The sequence below is a fragment of the Allobosea sp. GW821-FHT10B12 genome (genome assembly GCF_059415545.1).
In genome coordinates, this window is record NZ_JBWKNL010000004.1 from 560,018 (window position 1) to 573,179 (window position 13,162).

Annotated in this window: 8 protein-coding genes; 5 read left to right on the top strand and 3 right to left on the bottom strand. The window is 69.1% G+C overall.

Annotation, left to right across the window (positions count from 1 at the left end):
- Positions 1–250 precede the first annotated feature (250 nt).
- The 5 genes from AC07O0_RS17325 to AC07O0_RS17345 all read left to right on the top strand — a co-directional run bounded on the left by AC07O0_RS17325 (position 251) and on the right by AC07O0_RS17345 (position 5,768).
- The gene (locus AC07O0_RS17325; RefSeq protein WP_494624924.1) at positions 251–886 is read left to right on the top strand and encodes an OmpA family protein; all 636 of its coding nucleotides are present in this window, start codon (positions 251–253) and stop codon (positions 884–886) included.
- Positions 887–933: 47 nt separating this feature from the next.
- Positions 934–1,887 carry a hypothetical protein gene (locus AC07O0_RS17330; RefSeq protein ID WP_494624925.1) on the top strand — a complete coding sequence of 318 codons (954 nt, stop codon included), beginning with the start codon at positions 934–936 and terminating at the stop codon, positions 1,885–1,887.
- Between the two features lie 186 nt (positions 1,888–2,073).
- Positions 2,074–3,630 carry a hypothetical protein gene (locus tag AC07O0_RS17335; protein WP_494624926.1) on the top strand — a complete coding sequence of 519 codons (1,557 nt, stop codon included), beginning with the start codon at positions 2,074–2,076 and terminating at the stop codon, positions 3,628–3,630.
- Positions 3,627–4,184: a hypothetical protein gene (locus AC07O0_RS17340; RefSeq protein WP_454029337.1), complete on the top strand. Its 558-nt coding sequence runs from the start codon at positions 3,627–3,629 to the stop codon at positions 4,182–4,184. The genes AC07O0_RS17335 and AC07O0_RS17340 overlap by 4 nt, the downstream gene beginning before the upstream one ends.
- 69 nt (positions 4,185–4,253) lie before the next feature.
- Entirely contained in the window at positions 4,254–5,768 is a 1,515-nt protein-coding gene (locus AC07O0_RS17345) for a hypothetical protein (protein ID WP_494624927.1), read from the top strand.
- A 129-nt stretch (positions 5,769–5,897) separates the two neighbouring features.
- Here AC07O0_RS17345 and AC07O0_RS17350 read toward each other — a convergent pair whose 3' ends face one another.
- From AC07O0_RS17350 to AC07O0_RS17360, 3 genes are read right to left on the bottom strand one after another with little or no spacing between them, the layout of a single operon-like run.
- Positions 5,898–8,933: a hypothetical protein gene (locus tag AC07O0_RS17350; protein WP_494624928.1), complete on the bottom strand. Its 3,036-nt coding sequence runs from the start codon at positions 8,931–8,933 to the stop codon at positions 5,898–5,900.
- Positions 8,930–11,587, bottom strand: a complete 2,658-nt coding sequence (locus AC07O0_RS17355; protein WP_494624929.1) for a penicillin-binding transpeptidase domain-containing protein — start codon at positions 11,585–11,587, stop codon at positions 8,930–8,932. Before AC07O0_RS17355 ends, AC07O0_RS17350 begins: the two co-directional genes overlap by 4 nt.
- Positions 11,584–13,071 (bottom strand): hypothetical protein, encoded by a 1,488-nt coding sequence (locus AC07O0_RS17360; protein ID WP_494624930.1) that lies wholly within the window; start codon positions 13,069–13,071, stop codon positions 11,584–11,586. The genes AC07O0_RS17355 and AC07O0_RS17360 overlap by 4 nt, the downstream gene beginning before the upstream one ends.
- Positions 13,072–13,162 lie beyond the last annotated feature (91 nt).

The window sequence follows — 13,162 nt, forward strand, 5'->3', positions numbered from 1 at the left end:
GCCCTTGGCGATCCTTGAGCCGATTTCGCGAATGCCGGCGCAAAGGCTGCGCCGGAATGATGAACGCGCGCGCGTAGGAGGCCGGGCATTCATCCACTGTTCAGCAAAATATGCGGCTCGACGCGAAAATGCGGCAAACGGTGGCAAAGCTCGGGCAACGCCATTGCCGCGTCCCGTCTCGCTCGAGCCGGCCGTCGCATTGTCGAGGCTACAGGACTATGCGAAGAGAGGGTAAATAGGGGGTCTGGCTATGAAGAACGCAGATGAGCGCAAGGACAATAGCGAGCTTCCGCAGATGATGTCTCGTCGTGCGCTCGGCGGATTCGTCTTTTCGTTGCCGCTGCTGAGCGCTCTTCCTGCGCTGGCGCAGACCGATCAGGGCGCGACCAATATCCTGCGCTCGCTGGCGCCGCATGATCGGGTGCCGGGCCGCTCGAGCGGTGGCGGAAGTGGTAGCGGCAGGGTCGTGGTGCGCCGCGTCGCACCGGTGCCGCGTCGCGTCCATCCGCGCGGTTACGGCTCGGATGTCGTGATCGACCTGACCCGACGCGTCGAGGTCACCGTCTTCTTCGACAATGACTCGGCCTCGCTGCGCCGCGGTGCGGAAGCCACGTTGATGCGGCTTGCATTGGCGCTGCGCGATCCGATCCTGCTCGATCAGCGCTTCCTGATCGCCGGCCACACCAGTGCCGAAGGGGGCTACGACTACAATGTCGAGCTCTCGCAGGAGCGGGCGGCCGCGGTGCGCGACTGGCTGATCTCCTATGGCGAGATCGGGCCTAACCGCCTTGTCGCCCACGGCTTCGGCCCTGATATGCTGCGCAATCCGCGCAGCCCCTATTCGCCTGTCAATCGCCGCGTCGAGGTCATCGCCATCACCGGCTGAGTTCTACCGTCTTCCCGAAACAACCGCTCGCCTCAGGGGGCACCGTCATGGCTTTCTTCAAGCGTCTCATGCTCGGCTTCGCGCTGCTGATGTCCTTCGCAGCCGTCGCCCAGGCTCAATCGCCGAATTCCCGCATCAACCTCCTGGTGATGTCGGACGACGCCGATCCGGACACCGTTCCGCGCAACAACCGCATCTTCAACCGGGTTCAGCTTCAGCTCTCGGAGTATCTGAACACTCGTGGCTTCCAGGTCTATGACGAGACCAGTCTGGCGCTCGGCATCACCCAGACCGCCCGGGTCCGCCGCCGCGACGCCGAGCTGATCGAGATCGCCCGCGCCGTCTCGACGCCGGTCGACGCCATGGTCGTCTACCAGATTTATGCCTCGGCCCGCCGCGCCGTCGCCGCCGACATCCGCTTCCCCGAGATCCGCATCGCCGGCCGCGTGCTCAATGTCCGCTCCGGCCAGTTCATCGCGGCCTTCGAGGTCGGAGGCTTCCAGCTGCCTGCCTTGCCGAACCCCTGCAGCGCCGAGTGCCTGCTCGAAACCGTCGGCAGCCAGTCGCGCATCCTCGCCGCCGATCTCGGCGCGGCGATCGCCCAGAAGCTCGAGGGCTTCGCCCGTCCGAGCGGTGGTGCGGCTGCTGCTGGCAAGGATGGCATCGTTCTCGGTGGTGGTGCCGGTGCTGGCGGTGCAGCGCCCGCCGTGGCCAATGCCGACGGCTGCAACAGCCTGCCGACCGACTTCGTGATCCAGCTGCGCGACTTCACCGCTACGGAAGTAGACCGGGTTGAGAGCGAGTTCGTCCGCTGGGGCTGCTATCGCGCCCACCGCGCCACGCAGATGACCTCGACCTCGGCCGACTTCTTCTACAGCACGTCCGCCGACTCGGCCCGGCTGACCCGCAATTTCCGCCTGATGCTGGAGCTCGTCGGTCTGAACGGTCAGGTCACCTTCTCCGGCAACCGGTTGGTGGTCAGCAAGGTCGCCACGCGCTGATCGGATTGGACGGCCGGGTAACCATAAATTCCGGCCCGTTCTTGCAAAATTGCCGCCCGGTCGACACGGACCGGGCGGCTTGTTACTTTAATTATGGCAGCAATATGCGCCGGCCTCGCGCGAACGGAATGGGCAGGGGTTCCGTTCGCCGCAGCTGAGCCGGTGTTCGATGCGGATATTTGAAAGATGGATTGGGGCATTGACCCGGCACGGGTCGCGGAGATCAGCACGATTGCGTCTTCGCGGCGGTTTTCCGCGCGGGATACCGAAAAGTTCGTTCTCGCGATCACGGGCGGCGGTTCGGAGAATGCCGACCTGCCGCTCTGGGATATGTTGCAGGTGCTGTTCTCGCTCGGCGCGCTGACGGCAAACCCGCGCATGCCGGCGCGCGATGCCGCGATCGGCTGCATGCTTGATGAAACCGGCATCCTGCTGCGGCCGTTGCGCCAGGAGGGACCGGTCCGCACGACCTTCGCCGGGGCTACCATCGAAGCCTCGGCGGCCGAGGTCGTCCTGACCTATGGCGGCAAGGGCGAGGCGAAGAGCCGCTCCTTCTCCTGGAGCAGGATCAGGCGCGCACTCGGTCTCGCCGATTTCCTGTTCGCGGCCGAGGCGGACGAACGCTCGGAAGGTGGGCTCGTCGCGCTGCGCACCGCGCTCGACGCCGTCTTTGCGCTTGCCTCGTTCGATGAGGACGGCATGAAGCGCGCCGTCCAGGAGCCGGCCCGCTTCATGCGCGCCTGGCGCCGGCGCCATTTGCCTCTGCTCGCCTTCGCCGACCTGATCCGCCAGCGCGAGGCCTTCCTCAATGCCTCCGGCCGGCGCGAGCGCCAGCGCGAATTCGATCCGGATGATCTGATCTCGCTCTGGAGCTTCGCCCTGCTGCATGGCGAGACCTGGAGCTTCGCCCGCTTCGCCGAGCGCTTCAGCGCGCTCGTCCGCGAGGAGCGCTCCAGCGTCGGTCGCCGCGACTTCATGGCGCCGGCATCGATGGAGACGCTGATGGCACGCCAGCCCTCCGAGAACCCCGAGGAGGCCCTGATCGCCTGGCTCGACCATCAGGCGATCCTCGGCGAGCTCGAGATGGACGAGCCGGAGGAAGATGACGAGCCGGAAGAGGAGGATGAGGACGGCGTCGTGCGCGAGCGCGTCTATACTGCGCTGATGCGCCTGCCGGCCGAGCCGAAATTCCTCAACAAGGAAGAGCGCGAAGCGATCGGCCGGGCGCTCGCCATCCTGCCGCTCGCGCATGAGCAGCCCCTGACGCTGGTCCGTTCTCGCGCCGTCGCGCCTTGGGAGAACCGGCTGGTCGAGGCGAGCCGCCGCATCGCCGGCTCCAATCGCGGCCAGGTCGACCAGAGCCCGGAGGCGTTCGATTATGCCGGCATCGGCGCGGCGCTCGCCGCGCTGGGCAAGCGGCTCGATGAATTGCTGCTGATCGGCAACGCCCTCGAGGCGATCGAGGGGCCCCAGAGCGAGGCAGCAACGGCCGAGGGGCAGAAGCTGCTCAGGCGCTGGCGCCATGATCGCGCCAGCTTCCGGATCGAGGATGCGAAACTGGCGCTGATCTTCGCAAGGCATGGGGGAGCACTGAGAACGGTCGCAGCAGCCCTGCACCGGATCAACAGGCAACAGAAGCGCTTCGGAGAAACGACGGACCTGGTCGCCCAGGCCGCCAGCGACGAGGCGCGGTTCACCGACGTCTTCTCGCAGCGCTATCAAGGGCGATCGAAACGGCCATGACAGACTTCCTCAACCAGGTTCCGATCGAGGACGACCCGCGTGTCGGCCGCGCCACGGCTCGCCTGGTCCTCGCGGAAATCGCGAGCGCCGAGCCGGAAGAGGCTGCGGCTGCGAGCATCAGCCGCGCTGACCTCTGGGCGCATGCCCGCCGTGTCCGCGGCGAGCCGGTCAACTTCGCGGCCGAGCGTGCCATCCGTACCGATCCGGAGGCTGCGCGGCTTTATCGCCGCTTGCTTTCCTTCCAGGCCGTGGCGCGTAGCGAACTCGCCGCCGCGGCCTATGACAGCAGCGCGACCCACCGCCGCATCGGCTCGTTTGAGCTCGACGTGATCGAGGAGGACGATGCGCCGCCGGCCCTGGTCATCCAGTGCCTGTCGGAGACCGATCCGGCCCCGACCATGATCGAGGTCGTCTCGATCGAGGGCGTGGTTCGCCTGCCGTTGCCGGCGCCGGTCGACAAGCACATCGTCATCGACCTGCCGCGCCAGGACGCCGAGCGCGACCTCTTGCGATTGATGCTCGCCAACCCGCTCGCAGGCGTTTATCTGCTGTAATGTCAGGAGCGTTGCCCCAAAGCAGCGCTTACCTGGCATGAAGGGACGGCAGGGCCTGCGAGAAAGATGATGGCGGGAGATCAGAACGTCAGGCGCTCCGGTGTCTTTGTCGTCGTGCCGACGACCGACCAGCCGATCATCCTGAAGAAGCTGGCATGGTCGGCGCGCGTGCCGGTTTCGCGCGTCGTGCTGGCGACCGAGAGCTCCGAGGTCTGCGAGCCCTGGAGCACGCAGTACAGCAATCTGCTGCGCCCGGGCGAGCCGTTGCGCCAGATCCTCGGCCTGCCCGATGGCGGCAGCTATCGCCTCGCGGCTTCCGGCTCGATCGACCAGGGCAAGAGCTGGATGGTGCCGACACTCGCGGCTCATTGCGCGCTCGCCCATGGCGAGGCAGTGACCCACAAGGCCGCCGAAGCGAAGCTGGTGATCTGGGGTACGGGCGCGATCGACCTCTCTGTTGCCGATACCGCGACCGAAGCGCGCGTCACTCAGCAGGAATATCACCTCACCACCAAGCTAGACCGCTGCCGCCATCTCTTCGCCGATGCCGAGCACGGCGCGACGCCGGTGCTGGCGCTGGTGCCGCATGGCGAGGAGGCTGACCGCGCCGTCGCGATCCTCGGCAAGATTCTCGGTGGTCAGCCGCATCATATCGTGGTGGTCTCCTCCCTCGCGGACATCGCTGCGCCGATCGACCTCTTCCTGCGCAGCGGCTCCTTCGAACCGCAGGCCGCGGCGTCCGCGCCGGAACGGCCGGCCGCACCGGGATCGTCTTCGATGGCCCTGAGACCATTCGAGCCCAAGACCGCCGAGCAGCCCGCTGAGCCGCAGCCCGCACAAGCGGCAGCGCCGCAGCCGGAGCAGACCCTGATTCAGCCGCGCCCCGCAGGCGACGAGCCCTCGATCGCCGATGTGCTGAAGAGCCCGCAGGCGCCACGGTCGCGCCGCGCGGTGCTTGGCGACAAGCCGGCTTCGAGTTCTCCCTCATCCCGTCTGCCGTTGATCGCCGCCTCGGCGGTGGTACTGCTCGCCGGCGTCGCCGGCGCCGGCTGGTACCTGACGCGCGGTCCTGCGACCGAGGACCCCTATCAGGTGCCGCCGACGCTGACCCAGCCCGGAACCGGCGGGACGACGCAGCCGACCAGCGCTCAGCAGAACAGCACTCGGCAGAGCGCGACGACGCCCTCGCAGGGACAGCAAAGCGCCGGCGCCCAAGGCGGCCCCGCCGTCATCATGTCAGGTTCCGCTCTGGCGCGGCTGGTGACCTTGTCGCCACCGGCCGGCAGCAGCTGCGAGGCTCAGATCTACGAATTGCGCCCGCGCTATAGCGAGGCTTCGGTCGACGTCGGCGAGATGGCGAGCGTCGCGATCGATGGCCAGGATATCTGCGGACTGGCGCTCGACCCGGTCGCGCCGGCCAAGGCGAAGTTCCAGAACGGGACCGGCCCGGCCGTCGTCGCCTCCAAGTCGACGCCGACCCGCGTGGTCTTCAATCCGAACGCGATCCGCGGCGGCATCACGGCATTCCCGGTGATCCAGGTTGAAGAGCCGAAGGCGCTCGCGATTCAGATCCAGCGGCGCTGAGCCGACGGAGCCGTCATGCTCGGGCCTGGCCCGGGCATCCCAGGCCGGATGAGCTCCGGAATACAGCCTCCCCGTCACGAGATTCTCGGCTCTGCGCTTCGCTTCGCCGAGGATGAAGGTGTGCCGGTCTCACAGCCCCCCGCGCGTCAAGCCACGCCACAGCCCCCAGGGCGGCGGGTCGCTGGTCGGCGAGAGCTGGCGGATCGCGGCGAGGCGGCCGGCGATCAGGGCGATCGCGATCGAGGGCAGCGCCATCAGCATGTGATGCGAGGTCGCCGCGGCGATGAAGGTCATCGGCTGGCCCATCACCGGCAAGAGGCCGAGCGCGTTGCCCCAGGAGATGCTCCAGTGCAGCGCGAAGATGGTGGCGATGCCGACCAGGATGATCGCCATGCCCTTGTTGGCGCCTTCCTGGGCCGAGCCCATGGCGCGCTCGCGCATCAGGCTCACTGCCAGCGAGAGCAGGCCGAAGACCGTGATCACCTGCGCCGCCAGCAAAGCGAGCCCCGCCGGCAGCCCGAAGCGCACCATCAGGAAGGTGGCGATGAAGTCGTTCTGCACCACTGGCAGCCGGACGAGATCGCTGACGGTGAAGCGGCTGACGGTCTCGTCCTGCTCCTCGCCCTTACGCTCGGCGATCGGCGTGATGCGGGCGCCCGGCAGCATGGCGCAGAGTGAGACCGGCGAGGGCGGCAATTCGTCGAGCGCCCGGCGGACCTCGACCGGCGTCTTGTCGAGGCCGAGATCGAGCCTGGCCAGCGTACAGGGCATCTCGGCGAGCGCGACCTTGGACTGCAGCAATTGGAAGCCGAGATCGCGATGGATCACGTCCGGGCTGCGCTCCTGCGCCGCGGTCGCCGCGCGCTTGGTGGCATGGTCGAGATCGTACCAGGTCAGCAGCCGCTCGGCCGGCACGCGCAAGGGGCCGCCGCGCGCCTTCTCGAGCACGTCGATGGCCGCGAGGCGCTCCTTGGGCAGGTTCCACTGGCCCGAGATCGCGTAGGTGACGAGGCCGGGGAAGACGTAGATCAGCGCCGCGTTGATGCCGAGCAGGATGACGAGCACCAGAGCCAGCACGCCGCCGCGCGGCCAGCCGAGCCGCCGGACTTTGCGTTGCGGCGCGTCGGCGCGGCGCAGAAAAACCCGCATGATCTCGATCAGGCGCTTCAGCGTGCTCGGCAGCAGGAAGGCGAAGGCGAGGACGACGGCCGTGACGATGATGATCAGCGCCGGCGAATAGTCGCTCTTCAGGAACGGCACCGCGGTCAGGAACAGGATGAAGACCAGCACGGTCGCGAGGCTGACCGTCAGCCAGGAGATGTAGTGGCGCTGGTTGTAGAAGTAGTCGATCCGCGAGAAGCCGAGGAAGATATGCGCCAGCACCAGCACGAGCGCGATCTTGCCGAGCTCGACCGGCTGGAAGCCGGCGACGCCGGTTTCGGTGCCGAGCACGCCCCAGGCGACGAAGGCGGCGAGGATCAGGATCGCCGGCACGGCGCGCAGCAACTGGTCCTTGAAGCCGACGCCCATGAAGAAGGAGCGCGGCAGGGCTGCGATCGAGCGCTGCGGCTGGAAGGCGATCACCACCGCGACGACCGGGATCAGATCGAAGAACAGCAGCTTGTTCTTCTCGGCATGGATGGTGAAGTCGGTCTTCTCGGCGTCGATGCCGAGCGCTGTCAGGGTCAGGCTGCCGAGGCAGCAGAGCATGACGAGGCCGAGCCAGGTCAGGCGCAGCGGCGTGGTGAAGCGCGGCCCGACCATGATCGCGAAGCAGGCGATCGCGTAGGCGATGACGGTGGCGTGCAGCGCCGCCTCATAGGAGATCGATGCGCCGCCGAGCCGTGACAGTTCCGGGGCGAGCACCAGCATGGTCGTCGCTCCGATGAAGGCGGTCGAGCCGAGTGCCCCGACGAGCCGCACAAGGATGGCGCTGCGCCGGAACAGCGTGGCGTGATGCATGGCCGAAAGCACGCCGAACACGGCGATGCCGAGCGTCAGCAGCAGTCGCACGATGCGCTCGACGCCGTTGAGCGAGGCGAGCGGGTTGCCGAGCTCGGCCGCCGACATGGGCTGGCGCGGCGGCGTCACCACCGGCCGCACGCTCTCGGTCGTCGCCGCGGCACGCAGGATCTCGGCGTCATCGGGCGCGAAGCGGTGAGTCTTGCTCAGCGGCGTCAATCGCAGCGGCAGGCGCCCGTTCGATTCCTGGCCGATCTCGACGGCATAGCGCGTGCGGCCGATGATCATGTGGCTGAGCCGCGCCGGCCCGTCCGGATCGAGCTCCCAGGCGATGTCGGTGAAGTCGGTGACGCGCTGGTTGCCGCGCGCGAACACGACCGGTGGGCGCGGCGCGTCGACGGCATCGCCCGGCGCGAGGAAATAGCCGCCGCCGCGTGCGACAATGGTCAGCGCCTTGAATGGCAGGGCACTGGCCGAGATGTGGGCCTCCTCGCGGACCGAGCAGGTCAGGCGGCCGCCGAGCGAGACGAGCTTGTCCTCGCCGCGCTCGTCGGTGGCGATCAGGCCGGTGACGATCCCGCGGATGCGATCGGCGCTGCTGAGCGGCTGGCAGACCGGCAGCGCATTGCCGTCGAGCCTGAGCGTCGAGAGCGGGCCGGTGCTCTCGACAGTCAGCTTGCGGGCGCCCTGCTTGCCGGCTTCGGTCAGGGTCAGCGCCAGACGACCCGGCCGCGCCTCGTCCACCGTGATCGCGAGCGCGCCGGCGGCGATGCGGTCGCCGGCCTGGAAGCGCCAGCGTGCCGAGAAGCTGCCCGAGCCGTTGAGGTAGTCGAGCCAGAGTCGGCGGGTGTTGGCGACGTTGCGGATGGTGACGCGCCCGTCCTGCTGGCGGGTGAGGGAGACGTGGCGCGCTTCAGCCGCATCGAAGCGCTGCGGCTGGAGGAGTTCGCGCCGGCCGATCGTCGCGGTCTCGCCGCGGGCGAGGGCGAGATCGAGTCGCTCGAGGCTGACCACCGATCGGGCGCTCTCGATCAGATGCGTGGTGTTGTGCCACCAGAAGCCGAGCACGGTAAGGCAAAGCGCCAGCAGCACGAGGCCGGTCACGGCCCCGCCCGCCCCGCCGATGCGGATGCGCGGCAGCCGGAACGGCCGCAAGGTCAGCCAGCGCCCCATCAACTGGCGCAGCGCGGTGGTCTCGCTCACTTCTTGTCTCCGAGCGCGGCGACCTTGCCGAGCAGACCGGCCATCAGCCGGCCGCAGGCGCGTCCGCCGGTTTCCCGCGTATGCGAGACCAGGCAGGTAAAGGCGACGCGCTTGCGCCCCGCGACATTGTCCATCCAGCCGGCGAACCAGGCCGAGTTCATGCCGTCGGTGGTGTCGGCGGTGCCGGTCTTGCCGAAGATGCGCTTGCGCACCTCGGGCGGCAGCGAGGCCATCACGCCGGCGGCCGTGCCGCCCGGCGAATTGACCACGCCGAACAGGCCGCGCTGGGCGTCGTCGAGGAAAGGCTCGGCCTGGCGTGGGTCCATGCCGGGGATGACCGGCTTGCCCTCGTTCGGCAGCGGCGTCTCGGCGACATCCGAGACCGGCTTCAATACGCGCGGCAGGATCACCTTGCGGGCGCCGACCGAGCCATAGATCGAAGCCATCGCGATCGGCGTCGCGCGCACGCCCTGGCCATAGGAGTTGGTGGCGAGGTCGATGCGCCTTGCATTGCGCTTGTCCTCGACCGCGAGATCAAGCGCCTCGCCGGTCAGACGCTGTGCGCCCGGCACGATGCCGCGGGTCAGGTCGACGCCAGGCTGGGCGAGGCTGCCCGGCTGGGTGATCGGGTAGAGATGCTCGGTCATCTGCGCCAGGATCGTCCCGGTGCGGCCTGGCTGTGTCGTCGGCCGCCCGCCGACCTTGCGGCCGTCCATGGTCAGCGCCATGCCGGCGAACCACAGGTTCGACGACTTGATCAGCGCCTCGCAGAAGCCGATCTGCGCGCCGCGCCCAGCGTCGGGGCAGCCGCTCTGCGCCGGCGAGAGGATGCCGACATTGAAGCCGGCACCGCCATAGTTGGCGATCGCCACGCCGTCGACATTGAGGCCGCCGCCGCCGGGGATGCCGAAGACCTGCGCCTGCTGCGCCGGCGGCATCCGGCCCATGATCATGTCGGCGAAACGCGGCTGCTCGCGGATGCCGAGGATGCTGGCAAGGCCTGTGACCAGCTTGAAGGTCGAGCCCGGCATGGTGTGGACGTCGCCGGCGCGCCAGCCATGGCCGGCGAGCGGGGAATCGCTATCGCGCCCGGTCGAGAGCGCCTGGATGTCCCAGCTGTGCATGCCTGGCACGAAGTCGGGCCAGCTCGCCAGGCCGAGCAGCGCGCCGGGCTCGTCGCCGGCATCCATCAGCAGCACGACGGCACGGCCGTCGCCCTGGTCAGGCGGCTCCTGTTCGGGGGCGAGGTTGACCGGCAGCGGGCCGGGCTTGCGCGGGCGCTTTCCCCGGCCGAGCCGCTCGCCCATATGCTCGTAGACGGCTTCCTGCACCAGCTTTTGCAGGCGCGGCTCGATCGTCAGGGTCAGGTTCTCGCGGGTGCGGGCCCGGCCGAGCGCGGCCGAGAGCGAGCCGACATCGCCGGCGCCGTAGCCGATCATCGCGGTCAGGCCGAGCTCGTCGACGATCGGCAGCGGCACGCCGTTATTGTCGAGCGCCGGCGTGCCGTCGGCGAAGGCGAGGGAGCGCGCTGCGCCGCTGCGCCGCTGCGTGACCGCGCCGCGCCAGCCGAGTTCGCAGACCAGCTTGGTCTTGGCCCGCTCGCAATCGGCCTCGATATGCGAGGAGCGCCAGAGCTTGACCTTGCCGTCCTCGCTCTGGACGCCCGGCCCACCGAGGATCTCGCGGGCGCGCGGCGGCACGGCCCGGACCGGCTGGCCTTCGAAGCCGATCTCGACATCGCGCCGGCGCGCGCCCGTGATGGTGAAGCGCCAGCCATGCGGCAGGCCCTGCTGGGCCTCTTCGGAGCAGGTCGCGAATTCGTCGCTGTCGGAGCAGACCCGTTCGGCCGCGATCGAAAGCCCGGCGATGCGCACGGTCTGCTCGTCGCGCTTGGGATCGAGGTTGACCCGCTCGTTGCCGACCACGACGCGCGCCGGTTCCAGGATCATGTCGACGGTGACGCGGCGATTGCCCGCCGGCAGCCGGGTCGAGAGCACGAGCCGATCATCCGGCGCGCGCAACGGTCCGAACAGGGCCCAGTCGGAGAGCTGGTTGCCCCGGCGTTTGGCGAAATCGGCGAAGTCGCGCGGCGGCGGCACCGCATTCGGCATCACGTTGAGCGGCGCGGCAAGATCGGTGGCCTGGGCGACGCGCGCGGTCCAGCTCGACGGGCGGCAGCCGGCCGGCACCACCGGCAGCGTCAGCGGCGTGCCGTCGGCGCAGCGCCGGTCGGGCGCGCGGTCGTCACGGGCGCCGGCGATCAGGAAGGAATTGTTCCAGGCCAGCATCTCCGAGCGGATCTGCGCGCCGGCCGGCAGGTTGCAGAGCCGGTCGAGCAGGGTGCGCGAGAATTCCTTGGTGCCTTGCGGCGTCGGCATGGTCAGCGAGGCGTCATAGAGCGCTTCGCAAGGCTGCGAGCGGATGACAGGGTCGGCAGCGTCGAGCCAGATCAGCCCGGTCGCGACGCCTTGCTGGAACAGGTCCTCGTTCGAGCGGCTGGTCTCGGTGAAATCGGGCTGCTTGATCCAGGCGCGGCTGGCGGCGAGCTCGCCGATCAGCCCGCCCGAGAGCCAGAGGAAGCCGACGATGGTGACGGTGCCGACCGCGACGGCGGTGACGCTGCGCTTCAGGCCGCGGAAGAGCGGATGGCTCATGGCGTCGCCCCCCGGAGCTCGACCACCAGCGGCCCGAGTACGAAGGGGCCGTTCGGCGGGATGATGCTGGTCCCGGCCGCCTGCGGCTTGCGTCCGCCGAGAAGCCAGATATCGCCGGCCGACTGCACGGCGACGCCGCCGGGCGCCGCGGCGATGAAGCCGACCGGGTTGTGATCATAGAGATCGTCGAGCCGCTCGACCACGCCGGAGCCGAACTGGACCCGCACCGCTTCGCCGAGCCAGTCGAAGGTGCCGTAGCCGCGCGAGGACTGATCGGGTCCGAAGGCGATTGCGGTCTGCTCGCGCGGCAGGCCAATATAGCCGAACTCGCCATCCTCCAGCATCAGCAGCGAGCGGCGGCGCCCATCGAAGCTCATGCTCTCGGCGCGGAACTCGCCGCCGACGCGGCTGTAGCGCAACTCGCGCCGGTCATAGCGGCGGGCGTCGCGGCCCTGGACGACGATGCTGTCGCGCTGGGCCAGCATGGCCGACGACATCAAGCGCCCGCCATGGCTGCGCTCGACCCAGTAGCGCGCCATGCGCCGGCCGCCGAAATTTTCGGGGATGGCGAGGCCGACCACGGCGAGATGCGGGCCCTTCGGCGGCTGCGCCTGCAGGCGGGAGGGCCGGCGATCGAGCGTGACGTCGACGAGGCCCAGCGAAACGCGGCCGACCTGCGGGCGCACGCCGAGGATCTCGAAACGGGCGTCGACATTGCCGCCGGGCAGCGCCAGCGTCTCGACCTGGATCGCCTGCGCCCGCGCCTCGGGCGTCTGTGGCAGGGCGGTGAGCAGCGGCAGGCCCCCGGCATCGCGGGCAGAGGCGTCGACCGGATAGCGGCCGAGGAAGAAGATCGTGCCACCCGGCAGGTCCGGATGCACTGCCGGCGTCAGCATCTCGCTGCGCGAGAAGGCGAAGCGCTGCTGGCCGGAATAGAGCCCACCTGCCGTGTTGGCGCCGATGATCGGCTGGCCGATCGCGGTGTCGGCATCTTGCCGGATCACCACCTCGCCATGCGGCAGCCGGTTGTCGGCGGGCGGGGCGTAGACGCCATGGCCGAGATAGACCGCGACCGGCGCGGTCGCGTGCAGGCTCTGCTCGACATGGACGGTGACGCCGATATCGGGGTCGATCACGTCGCGGAAGCGCTGTTCGATCCGGTCGGCGAGGAAGCGGCCGAGCTCCTGCGCGCCCGGCAGCGCCTCTGCGGTCAGCACCACCAGCGAGGTGAAGGGCACGTCGATCGGCTGCGGGCCGCTGCCGCCATCGGTGAGCGCGATGCTGCGATGGCGGTCGATCAGGTCCTCCAGCGAGGCCTTGCCGTCCTTGGTCGGCTGGCCGCCGGCCGTCAGGCTGAAGACGGGCTTGCGCCAGAGGTTCTCGATGCCGGGCATGGCCTCGCCCGGCTCGCCGGCGATGGCGCGCAACGAGGTCAGCCGCCGCGGGTCGTGCATCACCAGGTCCATGAGATCGGGCAGGGCCATGGCGTCAGCTCACTCGGGCAGGAAAGGCATGATGGAAACGCGGTCGCGACAAAGCGGGCCGAGCCCGCTTTTGTGAACGCCAGAGCCGTTT

Coding starts and splice junctions, on each gene's coding strand:
- AC07O0_RS17355 (WP_494624929.1), bottom strand. CDS start 11,587: ATGAGCCATCCGCTCTTCCGCGGCCTGAAGCGCAGCGTCACCGCCGTC.
- AC07O0_RS17345 (WP_494624927.1), top strand. CDS start 4,254: ATGGCGGGAGATCAGAACGTCAGGCGCTCCGGTGTCTTTGTCGTCGTG.
- AC07O0_RS17335 (WP_494624926.1), top strand. CDS start 2,074: ATGGATTGGGGCATTGACCCGGCACGGGTCGCGGAGATCAGCACGATT.
- AC07O0_RS17325 (WP_494624924.1), top strand. CDS start 251: ATGAAGAACGCAGATGAGCGCAAGGACAATAGCGAGCTTCCGCAGATG.
- AC07O0_RS17330 (WP_494624925.1), top strand. CDS start 934: ATGGCTTTCTTCAAGCGTCTCATGCTCGGCTTCGCGCTGCTGATGTCC.
- AC07O0_RS17340 (WP_454029337.1), top strand. CDS start 3,627: ATGACAGACTTCCTCAACCAGGTTCCGATCGAGGACGACCCGCGTGTC.
- AC07O0_RS17360 (WP_494624930.1), bottom strand. CDS start 13,071: ATGGCCCTGCCCGATCTCATGGACCTGGTGATGCACGACCCGCGGCGG.